This window comes from Providencia sp. PROV024, from assembly GCF_032709665.1.
GTDB lineage: Bacteria > Pseudomonadota > Gammaproteobacteria > Enterobacterales > Enterobacteriaceae > Providencia > Providencia huashanensis.
Genome location: NZ_CP120545.1, coordinates 2,548,924 through 2,572,290 on the forward strand (window position 1 = coordinate 2,548,924; position 23,367 = coordinate 2,572,290).

Annotated in this window: 25 protein-coding genes; 14 read left to right on the forward strand and 11 right to left on the reverse strand. The window is 38.4% G+C overall.

Going from position 1 to position 23,367, the window contains the following annotated elements:
• The first annotated feature begins 1 nt into the window (after position 1).
• The 4 genes from baeS to yegS all read left to right on the forward strand — a co-directional run bounded on the left by baeS (position 2) and on the right by yegS (position 4,928).
• Positions 2 to 1,405, forward strand: coding sequence for a two-component system sensor histidine kinase BaeS (baeS, locus tag P3L56_RS11805; protein ID WP_042843523.1), 1,404 nt, complete (start codon positions 2 to 4; stop codon positions 1,403 to 1,405).
• Positions 1,392 to 2,081 carry a two-component system response regulator BaeR gene (baeR, locus tag P3L56_RS11810; RefSeq protein ID WP_042843521.1) on the forward strand — a complete coding sequence of 230 codons (690 nt, stop codon included), beginning with the start codon at positions 1,392 to 1,394 and terminating at the stop codon, positions 2,079 to 2,081. The genes baeS and baeR overlap by 14 nt, the downstream gene beginning before the upstream one ends.
• Before the next feature lie 124 nt (positions 2,082 to 2,205).
• Entirely contained in the window at positions 2,206 to 3,591 is a 1,386-nt protein-coding gene (yegQ, locus tag P3L56_RS11815; RefSeq protein ID WP_042843520.1) for a tRNA 5-hydroxyuridine modification protein YegQ, read from the forward strand.
• Between the two features lie 437 nt (positions 3,592 to 4,028).
• Positions 4,029 to 4,928, forward strand: a complete 900-nt coding sequence (gene yegS, locus P3L56_RS11820) for a lipid kinase YegS (RefSeq protein WP_042843519.1) — start codon at positions 4,029 to 4,031, stop codon at positions 4,926 to 4,928.
• Positions 4,929 to 4,963: 35 nt separating this feature from the next.
• On the opposite strand, the gene thiD is transcribed toward yegS, so the two are convergent.
• From thiD to P3L56_RS11835, 3 genes are all read right to left on the reverse strand, one after another.
• Positions 4,964 to 5,761, reverse strand: coding sequence for a bifunctional hydroxymethylpyrimidine kinase/phosphomethylpyrimidine kinase (gene thiD, locus P3L56_RS11825; protein WP_071548152.1), 798 nt, complete (start codon positions 5,759 to 5,761; stop codon positions 4,964 to 4,966).
• Positions 5,762 to 5,979: 218 nt separating this feature from the next.
• On the reverse strand, positions 5,980 to 6,846 hold the full coding sequence (locus tag P3L56_RS11830; RefSeq protein ID WP_129465992.1) for a YjjW family glycine radical enzyme activase: 867 nt from the start codon (positions 6,844 to 6,846) through the stop codon (positions 5,980 to 5,982).
• Positions 6,818 to 8,374 (reverse strand): YjjI family glycine radical enzyme, encoded by a 1,557-nt coding sequence (locus P3L56_RS11835; protein WP_129465993.1) that lies wholly within the window; start codon positions 8,372 to 8,374, stop codon positions 6,818 to 6,820. Before P3L56_RS11835 ends, P3L56_RS11830 begins: the two co-directional genes overlap by 29 nt.
• Before the next feature lie 690 nt (positions 8,375 to 9,064).
• Between P3L56_RS11835 and pagP the strand changes: the two genes are divergently transcribed.
• A complete protein-coding gene (gene pagP, locus P3L56_RS11840; RefSeq protein WP_129465994.1) occupies positions 9,065 to 9,640 on the forward strand; it encodes a lipid IV(A) palmitoyltransferase PagP in 576 nt (191 codons plus the stop codon).
• A gap of 86 nt (positions 9,641 to 9,726) precedes the next feature.
• Here pagP and P3L56_RS11845 read toward each other — a convergent pair whose 3' ends face one another.
• Positions 9,727 to 11,109: an amino acid permease gene (locus P3L56_RS11845; RefSeq protein ID WP_042843515.1), complete on the reverse strand. Its 1,383-nt coding sequence runs from the start codon at positions 11,107 to 11,109 to the stop codon at positions 9,727 to 9,729.
• A 230-nt stretch (positions 11,110 to 11,339) separates the two neighbouring features.
• Positions 11,340 to 11,471 (reverse strand): PhoP/PhoQ regulator MgrB, encoded by a 132-nt coding sequence (gene mgrB / locus P3L56_RS11850; RefSeq protein WP_370661207.1) that lies wholly within the window; start codon positions 11,469 to 11,471, stop codon positions 11,340 to 11,342.
• Between the two features lie 348 nt (positions 11,472 to 11,819).
• On the opposite strand from mgrB, the gene P3L56_RS11855 reads away from it, so the two are divergent.
• Together P3L56_RS11855 and yidA are read left to right on the forward strand one after the other, a co-directional pair.
• On the forward strand, positions 11,820 to 12,203 hold the full coding sequence (locus P3L56_RS11855) for a helix-turn-helix domain-containing protein (RefSeq protein ID WP_042843512.1): 384 nt from the start codon (positions 11,820 to 11,822) through the stop codon (positions 12,201 to 12,203).
• 235 nt (positions 12,204 to 12,438) lie between these two features.
• A complete protein-coding gene (gene yidA / locus P3L56_RS11860; RefSeq protein WP_048607371.1) occupies positions 12,439 to 13,251 on the forward strand; it encodes a sugar-phosphatase in 813 nt (270 codons plus the stop codon).
• A gap of 63 nt (positions 13,252 to 13,314) precedes the next feature.
• Here yidA and yddG read toward each other — a convergent pair whose 3' ends face one another.
• Together yddG and P3L56_RS11870 are read right to left on the reverse strand one after the other, a co-directional pair.
• Positions 13,315 to 14,208: an aromatic amino acid DMT transporter YddG gene (gene yddG / locus P3L56_RS11865; protein WP_131680724.1), complete on the reverse strand. Its 894-nt coding sequence runs from the start codon at positions 14,206 to 14,208 to the stop codon at positions 13,315 to 13,317.
• 183 nt (positions 14,209 to 14,391) lie between these two features.
• Positions 14,392 to 15,852: an alanine/glycine:cation symporter family protein gene (locus tag P3L56_RS11870; protein ID WP_042843507.1), complete on the reverse strand. Its 1,461-nt coding sequence runs from the start codon at positions 15,850 to 15,852 to the stop codon at positions 14,392 to 14,394.
• A gap of 584 nt (positions 15,853 to 16,436) precedes the next feature.
• On the opposite strand from P3L56_RS11870, the gene P3L56_RS11875 reads away from it, so the two are divergent.
• Positions 16,437 to 16,685 (forward strand): DinI-like family protein, encoded by a 249-nt coding sequence (locus tag P3L56_RS11875; protein WP_042843506.1) that lies wholly within the window; start codon positions 16,437 to 16,439, stop codon positions 16,683 to 16,685.
• A 387-nt stretch (positions 16,686 to 17,072) separates the two neighbouring features.
• The gene (locus P3L56_RS11880) at positions 17,073 to 17,444 is read left to right on the forward strand and encodes a hypothetical protein (protein ID WP_042843505.1); all 372 of its coding nucleotides are present in this window, start codon (positions 17,073 to 17,075) and stop codon (positions 17,442 to 17,444) included.
• A gap of 50 nt (positions 17,445 to 17,494) precedes the next feature.
• On the opposite strand, the gene P3L56_RS11885 is transcribed toward P3L56_RS11880, so the two are convergent.
• Positions 17,495 to 17,872, reverse strand: a complete 378-nt coding sequence (locus P3L56_RS11885) for a hypothetical protein (RefSeq protein WP_042843504.1) — start codon at positions 17,870 to 17,872, stop codon at positions 17,495 to 17,497.
• A 293-nt stretch (positions 17,873 to 18,165) separates the two neighbouring features.
• Here P3L56_RS11885 and P3L56_RS11890 point away from each other — a divergent pair, with 293 nt between their 5' ends.
• From P3L56_RS11890 to P3L56_RS11900, 3 genes are all read left to right on the forward strand, one after another.
• Entirely contained in the window at positions 18,166 to 18,390 is a 225-nt protein-coding gene (locus P3L56_RS11890; RefSeq protein WP_042844310.1) for a HEAT repeat domain-containing protein, read from the forward strand.
• A gap of 197 nt (positions 18,391 to 18,587) precedes the next feature.
• Positions 18,588 to 18,932, forward strand: coding sequence for a hypothetical protein (locus P3L56_RS11895; RefSeq protein WP_131680725.1), 345 nt, complete (start codon positions 18,588 to 18,590; stop codon positions 18,930 to 18,932).
• 306 nt (positions 18,933 to 19,238) lie between these two features.
• Complete coding sequence (locus P3L56_RS11900) at positions 19,239 to 20,390, forward strand: pyridoxal phosphate-dependent aminotransferase (RefSeq protein WP_210831865.1); 1,152 nt, start codon at positions 19,239 to 19,241, stop codon at positions 20,388 to 20,390.
• Positions 20,391 to 20,438: 48 nt separating this feature from the next.
• Here P3L56_RS11900 and P3L56_RS11905 read toward each other — a convergent pair whose 3' ends face one another.
• Positions 20,439 to 20,783, reverse strand: coding sequence for a DMT family protein (locus P3L56_RS11905; protein ID WP_042843501.1), 345 nt, complete (start codon positions 20,781 to 20,783; stop codon positions 20,439 to 20,441).
• Positions 20,784 to 20,910: 127 nt separating this feature from the next.
• On the opposite strand from P3L56_RS11905, the gene P3L56_RS11910 reads away from it, so the two are divergent.
• The gene (locus P3L56_RS11910) at positions 20,911 to 21,402 is read left to right on the forward strand and encodes a hypothetical protein (protein ID WP_042843500.1); all 492 of its coding nucleotides are present in this window, start codon (positions 20,911 to 20,913) and stop codon (positions 21,400 to 21,402) included.
• Between the two features lie 87 nt (positions 21,403 to 21,489).
• Positions 21,490 to 22,272 (forward strand): class I SAM-dependent methyltransferase, encoded by a 783-nt coding sequence (locus P3L56_RS11915; RefSeq protein ID WP_042843499.1) that lies wholly within the window; start codon positions 21,490 to 21,492, stop codon positions 22,270 to 22,272.
• Positions 22,273 to 22,316: 44 nt separating this feature from the next.
• Here P3L56_RS11915 and P3L56_RS11920 read toward each other — a convergent pair whose 3' ends face one another.
• The gene (locus P3L56_RS11920) at positions 22,317 to 22,715 is read right to left on the reverse strand and encodes a hypothetical protein (RefSeq protein ID WP_042843498.1); all 399 of its coding nucleotides are present in this window, start codon (positions 22,713 to 22,715) and stop codon (positions 22,317 to 22,319) included.
• A gap of 163 nt (positions 22,716 to 22,878) precedes the next feature.
• Complete coding sequence (locus P3L56_RS11925; protein ID WP_042843497.1) at positions 22,879 to 23,217, reverse strand: GlpM family protein; 339 nt, start codon at positions 23,215 to 23,217, stop codon at positions 22,879 to 22,881.
• Between the last annotated feature and the right edge of the window lie 150 nt (positions 23,218 to 23,367).

The following is a 23,367-nucleotide window of genomic DNA, read 5'->3' on the forward strand; positions in this document are numbered from 1 at the left end:
CATGAAAATCAGGCTTAATAGTGTAAGTACCCGACTTTTTGTGGCTATTTTTGCAACCTGCCTGTTGTTAGTGGTGATCATGCACCAAGGTGTGCGTATGAGTTTCCAACATGGCTTTATTGATTATATTAAAGAAAACGATCAACAACGCCTCGAACTCGTCTCTGCGGCACTCGCTGATCAGTATGAAGAAACGGGTAACTGGCGCTTTCTCCTTAGTGATGAAAGGACATTCTTTCGCATTTTGAGATCGGTTGAGCACCAACAGCATCGTGGACCCATGCGCCAACGTTGGCGCACCATATTTTGGGTCTATGACACGCAAGATACTCTGATCTTTGGTCGGGACACCCCCTTACCGAACAAGGTACTCCGTGAGCCTATCATCATTAATAACGGTAATACTGTTGGCTGGTTAGTGGCGAGTTATGAAGATGGCATTAGCAGTGCACTGGACCGACGGTTTGATAGTAAACAAATGTATACTAGTTGGGTTATCGCTGGCTTATCACTATTTGTCGCACTGATAGCCACTATCTTTCTTGCCCGCAGCTTTTTAAAGCCTATCAAGCGCTTGTTAGAAGGTACCAACCAACTTGCCAATGGGGATTTTACCACTCGAGTACCTGATACAGGCCGTGATGAACTCGGCCAATTAGCAAAAGATTTTAACCATCTCGCTTCGACTCTTGAAAAAAACGAGCAAATGCGCCGTGATTATATGGCGGATATTTCCCATGAATTGCGCACACCGTTATCGGTGCTTCGTGGGGAACTTGAGGCCGTACAAGATGGCGTACGCCAAGCGACACCTGAAACCATTAATTCATTACTAAATGAAACTCAAACTTTAATTAAGTTAGTCAATGACCTGCACCAACTTTCCCTATCGGATAGGGGTTCGTTAGTTTACCGCAAGCAATCAACCGATATTATTCCATTGATTGAAATGGCTATTGGGCAAGCTCGTTGGCGCTTAGAAACAAGGCAATTAACCGTTGAAAAGCAATTAAGCGAACAAGCAATTATGTTTGCAGATCCAGACCGCATAACCCAATTGTTTTATAATTTAATGGAAAATAGCCTGCGTTATACCGACCCTCAAGGAAAAATAGTCATTAAGGTGACACAAGGCCCACATCAACTTTGTATTGTTTGGCAAGATAGTGCCCCCGGCTTAACCACTGAACAATGCCAGCACTTGTTTGAGCGTTTTTATCGTGCAGAAGGCTCACGAAATCGCGCAAGTGGTGGCTCCGGTTTAGGGCTTGCCATTTGCTATAATATTGTTGAAGCCCATAATGGGGAAATTACTGCCACCCCTTCTTCATTAGGCGGTGTAAAAATAACCATTAATTTACCTATTCAATCAAAGGATAAAGGCCGTGACCATGGTGGAAAATAGCAATTTGACCGTATTGATAGTGGAAGATGAACCTAAACTTGGGCAACTCCTTTATGATTACTTACAAGCTGCTAATTACCAGCCCGCGTTACTTTCACGTGGTGATGAAGTGCTCCCTTACGTACAACAACATCAGCCCGCGCTCATTTTATTAGACCTGATGCTACCCGGCTTAGATGGTATTTCAATTTGCCGCGAATTACGTAAATTCAGTGATATCCCTATTATTATGGTCACCGCCAAAACAGAAGAAATAGACCGTTTATTAGGACTAGAAATTGGCGCTGACGACTATATTTGTAAACCATTTAGCCCACGCGAAGTCGTTGCTCGTGTTAAAACGATTTTACGTCGCTGCCAACCTAACATTGTTCCGCCACAACACCAAACCAAACTGATTATTGATGAAAATGCATTTCAAGTTCGTTATGGCTCCCAGTTACTTGAGTTAACTCCTGCTGAATTTAGGTTACTGAAATTTATGTCTGATAATGCGGGAACGGTTTTTTCGCGCGACCAATTACTTGATATTTTGTATGACGATCACCGTGTTGTTACTGATCGTACTATCGATAGCCATGTAAAAAACTTACGCCGCAAATTAGAATCTCTTGATAGCGAAAAAACTTTTATACGTTCAATCTATGGTCTTGGTTATCGGTGGGATGAATACTAACCAATAGACATACTATTTTTGTGGGATATTTGGATTTTGACTGAAATAGAGTTAAAATCGCCATCCCTTAAAAACACTATCTCTCCCGAGTTAGTGCTGACTTGACATCAGATAGAGAATAACCATGTTTACACCAGAGCTTTTATCCCCTGCCGGTTCATTGAAGAACATGCGCTATGCCTTTGCTTATGGCGCAGATGCAGTATATGCAGGACAACCTCGTTATAGCTTACGCGTACGTAACAACGAGTTTAATCACGAAAACTTAGCCAAAGGTATCCAAGAAGCTCATGACCTTGGTAAGAAGTTTTATGTGGTCGTTAATATCGCCCCACATAATGCTAAATTAAAAACCTTTATTCGTGATTTAACCCCAGTCATTGAAATGGGCCCCGATGCGTTAATTATGTCAGACCCGGGTCTTATCATGATGGTACGCGAAGCCTTCCCTGCAATGGATATTCATTTATCCGTACAGGCCAATGCGGTTAACTGGGCATCGGTGAAATTTTGGCAACAAATGGGCTTAACACGCGTTATTTTATCCCGTGAATTATCACTCGAAGAAATTGCAGAAATCCGCCAGCAAGTCCCTGAAATCGAGCTTGAGGTTTTTGTCCACGGTGCATTATGCATGGCTTATTCTGGTCGTTGTTTGTTGTCTGGTTATATTAATAAGCGTGACCCAAATCAAGGCACATGCACTAATGCTTGCCGCTGGGAATATAAAGTTCAAGAAGGCAAAGAAGACGATGTCGGTAACATTGTTCATATCCATGAGCCGATCCCTGTCCAGAATGTCGCACCAACGCTGGGTGCTGGCGCACCAACCGATAAAGTCTTCATGATTGAAGAAGCTAAGCGCCCTGGGGAGTACATGACTGCCTTTGAGGATGAGCATGGTACTTATATCATGAACTCTAAAGACTTACGGGCGATTGAGCATGTTGAAAACCTCACTAAAATGGGTGTTCACTCGCTTAAAATTGAAGGTAGGACTAAGTCATTCTATTATTGTGCTCGAACAGCACAAGTTTATCGCCGTGCGATAGATGATGCTGTTGCCGGTAAACCTTTTGACCCGACTTTGCTCTCCACTTTAGAAGGGTTAGCACATCGCGGTTACACCGAAGGGTTCTTACGTCGCCATACTCATGACGCCTATCAAACCTACGAATATGGCTATTCCGTCTCCGACACCCAACAGTTTGTGGGTGAATTTACCGGTAAACGTGTTAATGGGTTAGCAGAAGTCGACGTTAAAAATAAATTTAGTGTCGGTGATAGCCTAGAAATAATGACACCTGCTGGCAATATTGTCTTTACCTTAGAAGCACTAACAAACCGCAAAGGTGACGCTGTTGAAGTCGCTCCGGGTAATGGTCATATTGTTTATCTACCAATTCCTGAAGATATCGACGTCAATTTTGGTTTATTGATCCGCAACCTTGCTGGTGCGACAACGCGAGACCCACATCAAACTCAGTCAGAAAACCACCTTGCGGGTTAGTTAGATAAAGATAGGTTTACTAAAGTATCCTATAATATACAAGCTAAGAATTTGAAGGTTATTTATTCAAATTCTTAGCTTTTTTTGCTAATAATACCGTTGTTCATTTCACTTTACATGCTCTTCTCATTTGATAATCATTCTCGTCATTGACATTTTCATTAAAAAGTGCACCTAATATCCAATTTTATGCAACAGATCACATCAATTGGCTATTCAATATCGTATAGTCACTCTCGAAAACGAAGAACTAGAAAGTCATAAAATAAGACTAGGAACCACCTCCTTGGCTGGCTCAATCTCCCTTGAGCTAGCCATTTCTTTTTTGTTATTTTTTCTCTTTCTCCTATAATGCTCTTGCTTTCTCTTTTTCTGTAACAAAATAAGCAAAACTCTTTTATACTTATTTTAAATATTAGCCGCATGGATAAATATTTATGAGTAAATATCAATCAGCTATGCTTATTCTTAATGGTAAACAATCTAATAACCCCGAATTACGCAAAGCAATTGCTCACCTACGCGAAGAAGGCCATCAAATACAAGTGCGTATTCCGTGGGAAAAAACTGACACTCGCCAGTTTATCGCCCAAGGGATAGAAAACGGTGTTGACACCATTATCGCGGCTGGAGGTGATGGCACCATTAATGCGGTTGCAAGCACGTTGATGCAATTCCCCTCAGAGACACGCCCTACTTTGGGTATACTCCCCATGGGGACGGCAAATGACTTTGCCACCAGCGCAAATATTCCTTTAGATGTTGAGGCCGCATTAGCACTTGCGATAAAAGGCAGGTCGGTCGCCATTGATATCATACGGGTTAATGAAAAGTATTATTTTCTTAACATGGCAACAGGCGGTTTTGGTACGCGGATCACCACAGAAACTCCCGAAGCGCTAAAATCTGCATTAGGCGGTGCGGCTTATGTCATTAATGGCCTATTTCGCCCTGACACTCTAAAAACAGATATTTGCCATATTGAAGGCAACAACTTTAGCTGGGAAGGCGAAACTTTAGTTATCGCTATTGGTAATGGCAAACAAGCTGGTGGAGGGCAACAACTTACCCCTCAAGCATTAATTAACGATGGTGCCCTTAATTTATTGATTATCCCTGCCAGAGACGTGATCCCCGCATTTTTCACCAATTTATTTTCAACCGATAAGAATGAGCATCTTATTGAAAAGAAACTATCATGGATTAAAATTTCCTCTCCCCATGACATGATACTAAACTTAGACGGTGAACCCCTTTCAGGGGATACATTTACGTTTAAAGTACAAGCTGGTGCAATACAATGCCGATTACCGCCGCAATGTAACTTATTAGCTTAATACAATGAATTAGCCCTTGAAGAAGGGCTTAGCAATCACCACCATGCATGGAAATGGTGTACAGGGCCGATCCCTGTTCCAACTTCCAAACTATCCGCTTTTTCTAACGCGGCCTGCAAATAGGCCTTTGCTTCTGTGACAGTCGTCTGCCAATCTGCATAACGAGGTCGTAATGCAGCCAATGCGGCGGACAATGTACAACCAGTACCATGGGTATTTTTCGTGTTAACACGAACAGAAGTAAACCGCCACTCACCTTCTGGGGTAATCAACCAGTCAGGGCTTTCTGCATCGCTTAAATGCCCGCCTTTCATTAATACCGCTTGGCAACCTTTTTGAAGTAACTTATAACCTTGAGCTAGCATTTGGCTTTCATTTTGCGCTATTTTTTCATCGAGCAATACAGCCGCTTCTGGCAAATTTGGTGTGATGAGTGAAACTAACGGAATTAACTGTTGCCTCAGTGAGTCAACCGCATCAGGTAGCAGTAATGGATCGCCACTTTTGGCTACCATTACAGTATCCAAAACAACATATGGAATATTATACTGTTTCAGAGCCTCAGCCACTACGGTGATGTTACGTTGATTAAACAACATACCAATCTTAGCGCTATCGATCCGGACATCACTAAGTACAGACTCTAACTGCGCTGCAACAAACTCAGCAGGCAAATCCTGTACTGACTGGACGCCTTTCGTATTCTGAGCCACTAATGCCGTCATCACACTGGTACCGTAGGCCTCTAATGCTGAGAAGGTTTTTAAATCGGCTTGAATACCTGCCCCACCAGATGGGTCTGTCCCAGCGATGGTTAATGCGTTGATCCTCATGAGTGCCCTCCTTTTTATGTGAAAGCGTATGAATGCAACAATCACATTCACGCTAGAAATCTATTAGCCGTTATCAGTTACTGGAAATGTGCTTAAAACCAGACAATAAATTGCCATGATTGTCTCATATCATTTAACAAATACCAGCAATTAGTGTGTGAAATTGAATGACTTAGATTTAAAAAAGGTATATCTCACATAAAAAGGATTAATTCATCTTATAAATATACGTTAGGTAAATAAATATTCCTAACACCACGGCGCTGAAGTTGCTGGGCAAAATCGTCTACTTGCACTTTGGTTGCTGACGGCCAATTAGCCGCTTCATTTTTTACACCATGTTGCTGAAATGCATTAATTTTTACCCGTGTATCCGTAGGAAGCCTAGTTAAAAAATTCGCTAATTCATCAATATGATGTAAATAATCTGTTTGCTGCGGAATAAATAATAGGCGCAATTCATACAATTTATTTGCTTCAGCCAGCAATTGAATACTTTGAAATACCCGTTGGTTATCTCTACCCGTTAACCGCAATGCACATTCATCACTCCATGCTTTCAGGTCTATCATTACACCATCCGTATATTCGATAACTTTGCGCCAGCCTGTAGAAGCAAGATGCCCATTACTGTCAATAAAGCAGGTTAAATGATTCAGTTCAGGTGAGTTTTTAATGGTTTTAAACAAATCAATAATAAAAGGCAACTGAGTGGTCGCCTCCCCGCCACTGACCGTGACCCCATTGAGGAAGGCAACATTTCTCGATAGGCTATTTATAGCATCATGAACACTAAGAACCGTGGTCATTGGGCTCGCGTTTTTACTGCAAGTCTGCAAACACGTATCGCAAAGCTGGCAAGCTACGTTATCCCAAACGACTTGACCACCAATGAGTGATAAAGCACCGTGGGGGCAAGTTACAACGCAGTCCCCACAGTGATCACAAATAGCCATGGTATAGGGGTTATGGCAGTTTAAGCACCGTAAATTACACCCTTGCAAAAATATGACTTGCCGATTACCGGGGCCATCCACGCAAGAAAAAGGAATAACCTTATTCAGTATAGCGCATCGATTGTTCATGGCTAATCACTCGTTGCTGACGGGCGGTAATATTACAATTCTTAGTCGCTTCTTCCCCTAACCACGTTGTATTACTTCTAGAGCCTTCCGTTTTATACTTTTCAATATCAGATAAACGCACCATGTACCCGGTGACACGGACTAAATCATTACTTGCTACGTTTGCGGTAAATTCACGCATTCCGCAGCTAAATGCCCCTTTGCATAGTTGTAATAGTGCTTGTGGATTTTGTTTGATAGTTTCATCGATAGTCAAAATATCGCTGATGCCAGATAAATAGTATTTGTGATGAGGTGCCACCGTTTGGATATGTGAAACTGGGTCTGGCTCTTCCCCATATGGAATACGCGCCCCAGGTGTGGTTCCAGTATCAGAGCTAATCCCTGATTGCGCATGCAGCATTGCTCGATTTTTATAACCATATTTTACGGGGGTCGTTTCAACGAAATCCGCCAGTTGCTCACTAATTTGATAAGCTAGCGGTAATGCAGGGGAATCTGGTGCGTAATGCCCTTGAATACCGTCTTTTTCCATCAAAATATTAACGGCTTCTGCTAATCCATAAATCCCAAACATCGGGGTAAAACGCTGCGGCTCAATTAACCCTTCATGCACAAGAAAACTGGTTTGGAAGAAATTAGATCCTTCAAATAAAAATGCACTACGCGTTTCGATTAACTCCATTTGCAATTCACAGTACTTTTTCAACTGGACAGTTAAAAAATCTGCCGCATTTTGGCTACGTAATGCAACTTCCCGTAAATTTAGCCGTACTAAAGTGCTACCACCACCCGCTACCGGTAGTGAGTTATAACAACTGACAATACCATAACCTAGGCCATCAAATGCCGCACTATGAATAATATCATTCGCAATATGTGGCTTACTACATTCACAAATATTTTCAATTACTTGAAGGAAAAGTGGTTCAGGGGTGCGCTGCGGGTGGTACACAAATGTTAAGTTCGGTGCAACTTGTTTTAACTCTGCGTCAATACGTAGAATCAAACGACAAATTAGGTTGTCATCTGGGCCAATATTCGCATGCATAAACGCATCCGGCAAAGTCCGGTCTAGCTGTATCCAAAATCGTTTTAATTTTGGATACAGCTGTTCCTCAGTAAGCTCGCCAACATAAGGCATCAATAGTTGGTCTAAATACCCAAGAAATACAGGGAAATTTGTTACCGACGGGACGTGATGATACACAATCATCAAGTGGTTTAATGCATCATCAAAATCCGCAGCAGGAGGAAGCTCTAAATAATCGGAACCTTGCTTAAGGTACTTAGCGTAATCAGGTAATACATAGCGAGGTTTATACGGCGCATTCCCTTCATACATATCGCAAATCACACCATTTTCTAATGCATCAGCTAAGGCTTGGCTGGTTGCTAGGTAAGGAATATGGCTATCCGCTTCTATCGCTAAAAAATTCGATTTTTGTTTAGGTGATAATATTTTATCCGTCGTAATCGCCAAACATTTGGCTTGATATTCAGTAAGTTGTTTCTGGCGCTTCATCATAGTGATGGTCCTCATTATTTAAGGCACTGATGGTTTTCCCTGCTACGTTCCAGAAATGATTACCACTAAAATGGTTAAAAATTACTATTTTATGAGACTCATCATCTGAAAAATCAAAGGAAAATCAGCCCTATCATCATTCACCTATTTGGCAGTTTGTATTTCCTATTTATAACTTCCATTTCATCCCATTGCGCCTACTGATTATTTGACATTCATCATGCTTTTTTGATTTGTTTACATCGTTTTTTCTATAAATGTCTACGCCATCTACATTATTAGCTGTATTCACTTATTTTCTTGAGATTACAAGTTGTTACTCACTCGCATTACGGGTGTCTCCTGCATTTTTTATCCCGTTTTCTACCACTTCTATCACTTGATACTTCGTCAATAGAATATCTATACTTAGTATTGATGCTTTTTTTAGGAAAATTGGACTCTTGGAATGGTTGTTTTATAAGCTAGAATTATACTTCATGTTAAATACCTATGGTTTTGGACCTTCAAAATTAAACCGTTTTGATATGGCTATTGAGTTATTCCCCTTAACAAGGCAATAAATACTATGATATTGCGTATATCTTAATTAAAATAATTAGGCTCAAAATTATTATAATAATGCTAGTTTTATGATTATTAGCGAGCTAATTGTCATTATTATATTTGCGATACAAAACTGGATTTACAATGAGAGTTTATAAAAATATACAATTTATGGTAAGCGCATCATTCGTTATAGGCGCTGCAATCAGCATACCATCGCCCGCGATTGCCGACGGTCAATCAACAAACTTATGGAACAAGTTTACCAACAACGTGAGTAACACATGGGACTCCGATAAATATGAACTCTATGTTCCTGCTGTCACGTGGCATAACCGTGCAATGTATGACAAAAAGAAAACAGACGAATACAACGAAAGGCCTTGGGGGTTTGGTCTGGGTAAGTATCGTTATGATGAGGATAATGATTGGCATGCTCTCTACGCAATGGCATTCAAAGATTCACATAATGACTGGGAACCGATTGCTGGATATGCATTTCAAAAAATGTGGGTTCCTGGAGACATAGATGGTTTTCGCATGGGGGCTGGTTTTACCTTGAGTGTCACGGCGCGTCGGGACATGTTTTATATTCCCATCCCAGCGCCACTTCCCTTAGTGTCAGTGGAATATGACAGGCTCTCACTGCAAGCTACTTATATCCCAGGGACCTATAATAACGGGAACGTCTTATTTGCTTGGTTACGTTGGCAATGGTGATTAACCCTTTTTAGTGACCTGATGAGATACCATAAAAAATGGCCGGAGATTTTTATCTGCCGGCCATTTATATATAAATCAATTAACTAAGCTTGCTCTGTTTGTTGTTTTTTAGCAAGCCCCTGCTTTTTAGCCCCAGAGAATTGGTAACCGACCCATAGAACGGCTATCCACAACGGAATAATTAATACCGAAATACGTAAGCCATCCATCGTCAAAATAATCCCTAGAATCAACAGCAAAAAGGCTAGGCACAGGTAATTACCAAATGGATACCAAATACTTTTGAACTTCGTTTCAATGCCCTGTTTATTCATTGCAGCTCTAAACTTCAAGTTTGACACACAAATCATAATCCAGTTAAGAACCAATGTGGTTACCACCAGAGACATCAATAATTCAAAAGCCTTACCTTCCATCAGAAAGTTAATTAAGATCCCACCTGAAGTTGCAATACCAGAAACAAGTAGAGCCATAACAGGGACACCACCCTTATTCACTTTTGAAAGGAATTTTGGCGCATTGTTTTGCTGCGCTAAGCCATACAACATACGGCTAGTCGCATATGCTCCACTGTTATACACGGAGAGTGCAGCTATTAAAATAACGACATTCAACGAGTTTGCGACCAGTAAATCACCTAACTCGTGGAAAATTAACACAAATGGGCTAGTCTTTCCGTCAAGGTCAACCCAAGGGTATAACGCTAACAACACCGCTAATGATCCAATATAGAAAATCAATATACGGTAAACCACTTGATTGATCGCTTTGGGTATACTTTTATCTGGGTTTTCTGCTTCAGCAGCCGTAATACCCACCAATTCCAAGCCACCAAACGAAAACATGATAATCGCAAGAGCCATAATTAGCCCATTAAAGCCATTCGCGAAGAAACCACCGTACTCCCACAAGTTACTGACTTTCGCCTGTGGCCCACCATGACCGCTTAATAATAAATAACAACCAAAGATGATCATGGCAATAACAGCAATAACTTTAATTAACGCAAACCAGAACTCTGTTTCACCATAAGAACGCACATTCACTAAATTGATGGCATTTACTGCGATAAAAAATACCGCGGCTGACACCCAAATAGGTAATTCAGGCCACCAATGTTGCATATATTTCCCTGCGGCAGTCAGTTCAGTCATCCCAACGAGGATAAACATCACCCAATAATTCCACCCAGACAGAAAGCCTGCAAAACCGCCCCAATATTTAAATGCGAAATGACTAAATGAACCTGCCACAGGCTCCTGAACTATCATTTCGCCCAACTGACGCATAATGAGAAAAGCAATAAACCCACATAATGCATAACCAAGTAAAACAGATGGCCCTGCCATTTGAATTGTTGTTGCAATCCCGAGGAATAACCCTGTACCAACAGCGCCCCCCAAAGCAATCAACTGGATATGCCTATTTTTTAATCCCCGCTTTAGCGTCTGTTGCTGTTGCGCCATAACTTTACCCTTTCGTCCTATTACTTGCTTTTTATCGTCCAAAATTATGATAATCGTACAAGTTTATTTGAATTTTCTTATTAACACTACATTCTTCTGGCTCTGTTTCACATTAATACAGCCCATCAGGAGGTGTTATTAGTTGTTTTTATTTTTCATCGTATTACATAACGATACTGGCAGAAAATTATCCCGACTCAATATCAAGTATTGTGCATTAAAAAGCAAATTCAAAATGGTAACAAGTCAGTTACACCGCAAATACCAAAAATAAAGTTTTCTCCCCCTTGATCGCAAAGGCTGTCCATCGCTAAAAGATAGAGAAAAAGGCAACTTAAGATGACGATAATAGCAATAAATATTTTACGACCAAACACCTAACATTCCTTCAAATATCAATGATGATTTTATTTTTCAAATGATTACAATGGTAAGGCGCGGTCGCTTTATCATTGACTGTGCTAATTACATTAGCTGCAATACATTCGCAGAATGAATACTACTCTAATTTGCGGTCACAAATTTGAGGAAAATAAGCAATTAACCTGTTTTTACAAAAATCTTGCTCATTTTAAGTACTATTGCCCGTTAACTTATTCTGATTGTGCTTTTTTTGCCCAAAAAATGAGAAATACCGCACAAGCAGCCTTTGTCATGGTGAAATGAAGTTGTGTATACTTCTGCTACCGTAAAACTAGAAATAATATAAGATGCCACAAGATAACCACTTAGCTCTTGTTTATGCTTTGAGTAAATGGATAGAAGAACACTTAGGACGCGTGATCCACTTAGAAGAACTCGCGGCTTACTCTGGCTATTCACTTTGGCATATGCAAAAAATTTTCAAAGAAGTCACCGGGATTTCACTAGGTAAATACATACGCCAACGCCGCCTTGCTGGTGCGGTTAACTTACTGCGTAACAGCAACCAATCAATCTTCGATATCGCTTTGGATTTCGGTTTTGGTTCACAATCCCATTTTACATACATGTTCCGTAAAGAGTATGGCATTACGCCGTTTGATTTCAGGCAAAATGAACAAATTCAGCTTGATGTCAAACAACCGTTGCACTTAACTGGTGATTATGAGTGAGTATGTTTTTATCGCATTAATTAAAAGCTTATTACTATTTTTAGTTTTAATGCCATAAAACATTGTCATTTCAATCGGTTTTCTGAACAGTCGCATTGTCTTGTGTTCTGTTCGCCAGTATCTTCTTGCGGTCTTATACTCTTTATCACACCTGTTACATCGAGTTAGGTAATTTACATTCTAAATAATTGGAGTAAGGTACTGGGAGAAAAGTACTAATTTTAGGAGGCATTGGATGTCAATCAAACTGGTCGCCATTGATTTAGATGGCACGTTACTTAATTCCCAGCACCAAATATCTCCCGCAGTAAAAGACGCTATCAAGCAAGCACAACAAAAGGGTGTTCATATTGTCTTAGCATCAGGCCGCCCTTTCTCTGGCATATTCCCATACTTAAAAGAATTAGGTTTAAATAGCTCTGACAATTATTGTATTAGTAATAATGGTAGTGTTATCCATCAAGCAAATGATGGCAGCCACCTCATTGAAAACCTGCTAGATTTTGATGACTTCCAATATTTTGAAGAGCTGGCTAGAAATATCGGCGTTCACATGCATGCCCTCGCAGATAACTGTATGTTTACCACAAACCGTCATATTAGCCATTACACTGTTGCCGATGCTTATTTAACCAACACACCGCTGATATATAGCCCTGTTAATGAGATGGATAACTCGCTCGCTTTTACCAAGTTTATGATCATCGACCACCCAGAAAAACTGGAAGTCGGCATTAGCTATATCCCTGAGAATGTGTTTGATAGTTATTCATTAATCCGAACCAGCCCTTACTTTCTTGAAATATCGACAAAAACCTCAAGTAAAGGTGCCGCCTTACAATGTATTTGCGAAAAATTAGGAATCACACCCGACAAAGTGATGAGTATTGGCGATCAAAATAATGATATCCAAATGCTACAATATGCAAGTGTTTCAGTTGCGATGGCTAATGCTTTAGAGCCTATCCAGAAAATGGCAAAATTTGTCACAAATACAAATGATGAAGACGGTGTTGCTATCGCTATTAATAAGTTTATTAATGTCTAACTAGCTTAGAATTCATTGGCTTTACCAGCGCTCGCACGTCGCAAACGCTGCGGTCTGCTGCTCCTATACGCGCTTTTGTCGGGTCGCCCAAAAACAGACAATCGAACCAACTGTGACCATAAAAACACCCTGCCAAAAACTGAATGTCAATGCAGTACTCAATAATACTGAAGCGAAAGCTGTTGAAATAACAGGAGTAAAGTAAGAAAGTGTTCCTAAAAATGCCACATTGCCTTTAATCACAGCCAGTGTCCACAAGGCATTGGCTCCCCCTGTTGCAATAGCGGCAACGACTAAAAGCGAAATACTTTGGCTAGTAATAATAAATGGTGTTGGTGAGCTAAAAAAATAAAGCACCCATAAGCCGACTGAGGTCAAAATAAAAAATAGCACCATGCCATTATTGCCCCCCGAAATGCGCTTAGTCACATTACTATAAAAAGACCAAATAATCGCCCCGCTAAAGGCTAAAAAGTAACAAAGGGGGTTACTTTGAATATTTGCAAGAACAGCATTAATTGAAAGCGGTTGGTCCCCTGAAATAACCCAAACAAGCCCCATACAGGCTAAAATTAGCCCAATCGCTAATAATAGAGTGAAACGTTGCCGATTAAAAAAAACTGCGAGAGCAATTGTAAAACTTGGCCATAAATAATTCACCATACCCAGCTCAATCGCTTGTTGTCGACTGTTTGCTAACCCCAACGCTAAAACAAAACAAAGCTCATAGCATACAAATAGTATCGTTCCCCAAAATAAGTAGCGTTTAGGGTACTGCTTTATTTTTGGTACCCCCATTACAAGAACTAACACTATTGAGCCAATCGTATAAACGAGTGCAACACCACCAACAGGACCAAAGTTTTCACTTACACTGCGGATCAGCCCAACCATCGTACTCCATAATAAGATAGAAATGACCCCGTAAAACGTTGCAGCATACTGATTTAACTTCATAATATTCCCAGCTATTTAGTTCTAAAAATGTTTTATACCAAAAATGGTGGCGCTTAATATTTTAAAAAACCTTATAGCTCAAAGAATTATAATGCAAGATCTTTTACTGGTATTACGTTCTAATCGTACATAAAAAAATTCTTAGGATTCTCACCTAAGAATTTCATAATAAAGCTTTAACCACTAACGCGAAGATTCTTTTTCAACCCATTTATCAACCTGTTCTTTTTCCCAAATTCCTTCTTCAAATTGTTTTTTCAACTCAGGGTGCTGATTAATGTCAAAAGTGGGTATTTTCCCCGCCGCTAATTGCTGCTTATAATCTTTTGCTAATTTAAATGCGATACCCGATAACAAAAGAATAGCGATCAAATTTGTGATTGCCATCAGCCCCATTGACAAATCGGCTAATTTCCAAATAAATGGCATTTCTGCAAGAGCACCAAACATCACCATCCCCAATGCCGCCAAACGGAAAATAAACAATCCAGCCGTATGGTTATTCTCTAGAAAAATCATGTTACTTTCTGCATAAGCATAATTTGCAATTATCGAAGTAAAGGCGAAAAAGAAGATAGCAATCGCGATAAATGTGCTTCCCCAACTCCCGACTGCTGAAGATAGCGCTAACTGTGTCAATTCGATGCCATTAATTTTTTCGACACCACCATCGAGAACCCCTGAAGAAAGGATAATAATCGCAGTCGCGCTGCAAATCACTATCGTATCCATGAAAACACCGAGCATCTGTACATAGCCCTGCGAAGCAGGATGAGGGGGATAAGGTGACGCCGATGCAGCTGCATTTGGTGCTGACCCCATCCCTGCCTCATTCGAAAATAACCCACGTTGAATACCTTGAGTCATAGCCTGAGCAACACCATACCCAATCGCCCCACCAGCCGCCTCTTGTAGACCAAATGCATTTCTAATAATCAACATAAATACTTCAGGTAACCGCTCTATGTGGTGCCCCACAACCCAAAATGCCAATAATAAATAAGCTGTAGCCATAACAGGAACAACTAATTCAGCGACCTTAGCAATAGATTTTAACCCACCAAAAATAATAACGCCGCTTAATAAAACTAAACCAATTCCGACATAAACAGGATTAAAATCGAAAGCAACAGCCGTTGCTTGTGCAATAGAATTGGCTTGGACTGCATTAAAAACTAAACCAAATGCAATAATGAGGAAAATTGAAAACAATACCCCCATCCAACGCTGATTTAGCCCTTTTTGCATGTAATAAGAAGGCCCCCCACGGTAATTACCTTGGTCATCTTTAGTTTTATATAGTTGAGCTAAAGTACATTCAACAAATGAAGTTGCCATCCCCAGCAATGCGACAACCCACATCCAAAAAATAGCACCTGGTCCACCAGCGGTTAGCGCGATTGCTACTCCAGTTAAATTGCCCGTTCCGACTCTGGCTGCTAGGCTGGTACACAATGCTTGAAATGATGAAATACCTGCACTATCCGTCTGTTTACTATTTTTTAACACCCCAAACATATGCCTAAAATGCCTAATTTGGATAAAACCTGAGCGAATAGTAAAGTACAACCCTGCTCCCAACAGTAAATAAATGAGTAAATAACCCCAAATAAAATTAGTTAATGTGTTTATATGTTCTATCAAATCGCTCTCCTTTTTATTAAATTAACTAATAAAGAATTAGCTGCTAATTAGCACGCATCTACTCTTTATAATTATTAAAGAATAGAAAACAAAAAATAAAATAAAATATTTCTTTTTGTTTTTTGAAATTATATTTTTTTATCTTTAATGTAAATTTTTTTTCGATTTATTATTCATTCATTTTCTATTAATGGAGATTCCGAACTCATTTCTTTAGAGAAAATAGCAACAAAATTCTTTTAAAACAGACAGATAAAATACCCTTTCTCTATTTGACTTACAGAAAATCAAACGTTTGATTTTTAGCTTTTTTTTTAATCGCATAACTAATGAGATTAATAACTCCCGCTAACTTATTAGCAAGAAATGAATTTAAATACAATAACAGCTAACACGATTGCTTATAATTAAACGAGTCTGTTAAGCTATATTTATTTTTAATCTAAAATCAAAATTTAATAAATCATATCAACCAACCAATGAACAACCAGACCAATTCGTATCATCTAAATAAGATAGTTGATTATACTTTGCGTTAACAATAAACTGATTGAAATTTCGCTTTTTAGACAAGAGGTTAACATATGGAAATTACGATAAAGCTGTCTGATGACTCTACATCTCAACTCTCAGAAAAATCATACCAAGCTTTTACAGATGAGCTAAAAGCCCGAGTTTTGGAAGTATATCCTGGTAGTTATTTGCTGATCACCCACGACAGTGGGCCAACAACTTTCCAAACTAATGGATTTCACGATGATAATAAAGTCCATATAGTGCTGCATGAACTTGTTGAAGATGTCTTAAAGCATGGGCACTGGTTACAGCAATAATTGATCAATAAGCCTTTTATTACATAGCCAGCTGTAACCTTAACAAAAGTGTTCAGCTGGTTAATTTTTTGATTTCAATTTGTGTAGCCTCAACTCACCCTTACCCTTATCGCAGTTTAAAGTCTGATCAAGGTCATACTTCTCCTTAACTTTTTTAAAATTATGGTAAATCGCTTTATTTTTTATCGCTATATGCTAAAGTATATAACGTAATTTTCATTTACATTGCTTTTGCTGATTATAGCGGCCAGTATTTATACTGGCTCTTTTTTATGAAATCATGCTATAAAGTTATCAATACCCCCCGTTTTAGGTCTAATCTGCTATAGTATTTCGCTGATACTGTATAGAGTTACTATTCATCGTGTGCAAAATAGAGGTATGATTATGAAGCGTTTATTACTGGCTTTTTGCCTGACTCCAGTCCTTGCTATGGCAGAAAATGCCCCTTTAAATATAAGCGAATTAGCCAATGATTATTGCGAAATCACCGGTCAAACGCTAAGTGAAGCATACAGCACTAACAAAACCAATAGTGAATTAACCCAAGCAACTATTGCTAAATTGAAAAGTGAGAATGTAGATCTGAAGCAATTAGAAACTCTTGAATCCGATCTTCGTCAAAACCTAGCCACTGCCATTGATGCTATACGCAGTAACAAATCTAATTTTGCTAACGAAGCAGATTTTCAAAAATCACTGAACGATTCAATCTCAGCTTGTAAACTACAAACTGAGCTATTATTAAATAAGTCTTAATTACTAGGCTAAAGTCAAAGAGCTCAAATTTCGCTTTGAGCTCTCTTTTGTTAATCTGTTTCTTTTTTAGAACACAATCTTTCTATTGAAAGTTGTAATTCCTGCGTTTCACTTATAATCAACTGTTCATGTTCAGAAAAACGCCCATCCTTGATGATAACATTTGCGACAAACGGCAAAGGGTTTTCTTGTGAAGGTAAATGATATTTCCCACACACACGGTAGTTTTCTCCCTCTTTAAACTCACCTTTTTGCATTATTTCAACATCATTAAACTCAATATTGCTTGCATTACCCAGCTTCGCTTCAACCAAACGTTGCGCCTCATTCTTAACATCAGAATCCCCGATACTGGTATAAGAATGGTAGCCAAACACACCAAGTGCTAACAACAGAACAATCAACAATTTTGTTTTTATACGTTTCAACGTACTACCCTTCTTCATTTATGACATTTGAGAATATTATAAATGCATCATATCAATTTTTGTGAACAATTTGAGCCTTTGATATTCACTGCCCTCAATACCGTTAAAAGTATGATAAAACCTGAAAGATAATGACAAAAACTCCTCACTTTTCAGATACACCAAAATTAATCGACAGAACTAATATTTTTCATATTAATATTTTTATATTTAGTATTGATAAAAAAAACATTTTATATTTTTTTTATCAGTTTTATACTGGTTACCCCTACTTATTATTTTCTAAGTCATTTATGAAAGAAAAAATTGTAAAAAATCTAGTTGATTTAACCTACGGTAACAACAATGATGTTAAAATAGCAGCAATTACTGCATTAGGTGATTATAAATGTTCAATTGAACAACAAGATGCAATCGATAGGTTATTAGTTTTATGTGATGATTATAATAAAGATATTGCTGTCGCCTCTATTATATCACTCAGCAAGCTAGCAAAATTTTTCTATGAAAAACAATAGAATAAAAAAACCAAAAATTACCCAATGAAAACATTAACTTTAACTTAATTGTTTTAACAATATATTTTCATTGTGAACAAATAATGGAAAAATATTGTCACAATAGTGATTTATTCATTTAGATAAGTAAATCCGATTGAACTAATTAAATATATTGGCAGAATGATAATTAATAAATATTCCAAAGGAGATAAGCCATGAATATATTAAAACCATTAATTATCAGTGCAAGTTTAATCGCTGTTAGTTTTTCTACATTTGCGTATCCTGGGGATGGCTACGGAAATGGTTCTTGGCACCGTGGTGGGTATCAAAATCAACAACAATATAATAATAGACCATGTGATAACTTTCGCCAATTTAACAATACCGGTCGTTATCAAGGAATGATGCAATATTCAACTGCTATCCAAACAACTCAGCCAGATGAAGCACTGAAAAAAATTGCAGTTGATGCCCCTAAAGGAGAAAACGGGAAACAATATATGGTCAAAGTCGCCGTTATTGAAATCACACCCAATACACCAGTCCAAAGCCAATAATGTTTTATATCAAGCCACCCCTTGATATAACTCGACTAGAAATATTTGCGGTGGTTCACACCGCATTTTTATCACTATGAGGGCCAATTTGTAACTACATAATTAATTATATTTGCATTACCAACATGAGCCCCTAAAAGCCAGCCATAATGCTATACACTTAAGTGCGTTATCAATATAGATAAAACCTGACCATTCCCTCAACCGCTAGATGAATAAAAAATCAAAAAATGTAAATAATTATTTACTTTAATGTGATTTTAAGTAACCTAACAGATTCAAAAATAATAATTTCAGGGAATAATCATGGATCGTCGTTCATTTCTTAAATCAACTTCATTGATTGCAGGTAGCATTGCAATTAATGCTTTTTCAAATCAATCTATTGCACAAACAAATAGCCCTGTTTTGCCTGACGAACAACATCCACTATTGCTTAATTTTAATGAAAATTCGTTAGGCATGTCAGTAAAAGCTAGAGAGGCAGTTATTAACGCACTACCGGGTGCATTTCGTTATCCAGATGCCGCACGTGCTGAACTCTTAACTAATATTGCAGAACTTTACCGTTTATCTGACAAGCACATCAATATTGGTAACGGCTCATCAGAAATTATCCAAGCTGCTGTCGCAATGTTAGCAAACCGAGCCAACCAACGTGGAATAAAAATTCAACTAGTGACGCCGGACCCAACCTTTAATTATGCAGAACTTTACTCTCTTTCACTGGGTGTGAAAGTTACGAAAATCCCACTAACCGCAGAGCTTGCTTTTGACTTAGCGAAAATGGAGCAAGCCACAAAAGATTTTGAAGGATTATCTATAGTTTATATTTGCAATCCCAATAACCCTACTGCGATGATTACACCTCACAATCAACTCGAAAAGTGGATGAATAGTCAGTCTGATAATTTATTTTTTATTGTCGATGAAGCTTATGCAGAATATGTTGAAGACCCTAATTTTACTAGCGCGATAGAATTAGTAAAAAAAGATCAAAATAATTTAATTGTCACTCGTACATTTTCAAAAATATTCGCCTTAGCAGGCTTAAGAATTGGTTATGGTGTCGCTTCCCCAGCGACCATTGCTGCTGTTGATGAGTTTTTATCCATCGATAATACCAATACGGCAGGGGCTGTTGCTGCTATAGCGTCGTTAAAAGATAAACCATTTATCGCACATAGTCTTAAATCTAATAACACATCTCGCATGATAGTAGAAAAAGCGTTCAAGGAATTAGGTTTGGAATATGCGCCTTCACAAGCCAATTTTATTTTTCATAAGGTTAACGGTGATGTGAAAACTTATCAACAACGTATGGCTGATGCTCATGTGATGGTTGGCCGCGAATTTCCTCCAATTATTGGGTGGAACCGGCTCACTCTAGGAACGCCAGAAGAAATGCTGCAATTTGTTGTTATATTAAAGCAATTTCATAAGAAAGGATGGGTTTAAATACTAAGCACCTATCGGATTCATGGGGCCTTTCGATTACTTTATTAATTAAAATGGCCCCTTAAAAATAAAAAAAGCTCCAGCAAAAATAAGAATAAAACCAATCACATGGTTAACCGTAAAACTTTCTCCCAAATACAATACTGAGAATAGAACGAAAACACAGAGCGTTATTACCTCTTGCATCGTTTTCAATTCAGCCGCAGTATAATATTGATGCCCTAGCCGATTGGCTGGTACGGCGAAACAATATTCTACCAATGCAATTAACCAACTAAAAAAAATGACTATATACAACGGCTTCGTTGTAAATTTCAAATGACCATACCAAGCAAACATCATAAATACATTTGAAATTACAAGTAAAAATACGGGGTAAAGTTTAGTTAGCATTCTATTTTAATAAGCCAGAAATTTGAGGCCGCTATTATGAGTTGAATAACATCACATTACAATCTTATCCCACCCAAAGCGTTTTATTCCATCTGCCCAAACCTATTTTCCCCTGTTAGAGGTAATAATGAAGATTAAATATGAATTAATGACACAAGCAGATTGCCCTGAAGTTGCAATATTATTACAAGCTAATGCCGAATCTCAGCAAGGTGGTCTTTTAGGGGAGTACCCATTACCCAAAGTGGGTGCAATGTATGCCAATAGCTTATCAACATTTGTTGCACGTGACGCTGAAAAAATTATTGGCGTTGTATTTAGCTTTGCCAGCACATCTACCGCATTACCCCCTATCGCCCATTTAATTCTTGAACAAAACAGTGGGCTAATGAATGGCAATTGGTTCTATGGCCCTGTATGTATTGATATTAATTATAGAGGAAACAATATTCTCAAATCTCTTTACGACAACATATGTGCTTTCAATACCGGAAAACCTGTGGCTTTCATCAATGCGGCTAACCACAGGTCTCTTGCCGCACATTTAAAAATAGGTATGCATAACGTTGCCAGTTTTGACTTTCAGGGGACGCACTATTATCTCGTAATAGGAAATTAAATTGTACTAATTGGTACACTTTTTTGTTTCAGTTTTTCCGTCTATCTATTACACTAGAACAAATTATTGTATTTTGGAGTACACTTTATGATTGATATCATAACTACAAATCAACAAGCTTGGGATAAACAAGCAGAATTACAATTAGCTTGGTCAACTCCTGTTGACTCACAGACTATTAATGACGCTAAACAAGGGAAATGGAAAGTCCATCTTACACCTAGCCCCGTTGATGAAACTTGGTTAGGCAATATTAAAGGTCAGAAGATCCTGTGTTTAGCCTCCGCAGGGGGGCAACAGGCCCCTGTATTAGCAGCTGCTGGGGCAGATGTCACTGTTTTCGATTTATCTCAAAAGCAACTTGAAAAAGACCAAAAAGTCGCCGAAAGAGATAACTTAACATTGAAAACAGTTCAAGGGGATATGCGCTCATTAGATATTTTTGCGAATGAAACATTTGATATAATATTCCATCCCATCTCTAATCTGTATATTCCGGACGTTACACCTGTTTGGCAGGAGTGTTATCGCATTTTAAAACCTAATGGCCGGTTATTATCCAGTTTCTTTAATCCAATAGTTTTTGTTGGAGAACGAAATAAACATTACGATGAACAAGGTATTATTAAACCATCCTATAAGATGCCATTTTCTGAGCTAGCCACCTTATCCTCCGAACAAATAGCACAAAAACAAGCTAACCAAGACGCTTTTGTCTTTGGTCACTCATTAACTGATTTAATTGGCGGGCAACTGAAAGTAGGTTTTCATATTGTGGGCTTTGAAGAAGACTGGCAACCCAACCCACGGTTTGTTATTGATAATTATTTGCCAACTTTTTTAGCCACTATGGCCATCAAAACAAATTAGCTTTACAAGAACTCGTTAACTTACCGTTAACGAGCAATAGGATGCTAAGCTCTATGGCAGTATCTATCCCATACTGCCTCAAATTGTTCAGGGGGGATTATATCATCTGTTTTTTCTACGAAAGGAATGGATACCATCACCTTCCCAGCTCTATTTTTATGTAAGCGTATAATAAATCTTTTATACCCATGAGGTAGCTCATTCTCAAAGCCAAAAACCTCACCGCAGTAATAACCTGTTTCGTCCCCTTCATCACTTTTTGTTAATACATAGTACTGAACATTTTTATAATTTGCCGCTGATGGGTAAGCAAGAAAATCCTCGACAGAGCTTTTTACTCGACTTTCAGTATCTAATTCAGGATCTAATGCGAGTTCTGTCATAATACCCGCAATATACGCACAACCAGCGACTAATAGTAAAACTAAGGATCTTAATAACATTTTTATCTTAAAGCTCTATGGAGAACACTGCATATCATTATAGTTTAGCCTTAATATTTTGCGACTCTTAAAATCATGGAATTCTTTTTTTCACATAATACACTAAATATAGGAACCTTATGTCAATATATTTAAATAACCTAGTGGCTATTTTTAATATAATTCACTGAGCAAGTTGCCATATATAAACTAATATTATCGCTGTAATTACCCATACAACCGTAGCAAGACTTAAGCTTGCCAAGGCCGTCATTTTAGTTGCAAACAAATACACGGTTAATAAGTACATTGCATAAGGGATGAGAGACCATAAGCCAAATAAAGCTGTTTTTTTTAGCGCTTCCGTTCCTTGTTCTTGTACCACAATAACATGAGCTATTAAGGCAAATGTAGGAAATAAAGGAACTAATCCAGCAATATAATAAATTTTACTACGAGATAATAACGCAATAATTAGCACCGCTAAAGCACCTAAAATGCATTTAAAAAATAATGACAACATAAGACACTCAAAAGTTAAATTAAGCTTAGAATGTGATTATCTTCGATTAAAAGAATGATAACTACATTCTAGCTACCAATAATGCACAAATTATTTGCCTTTTGTAACACCACTCCTCCTGCATGCGTAAAAACACTTATTTTTTATTCA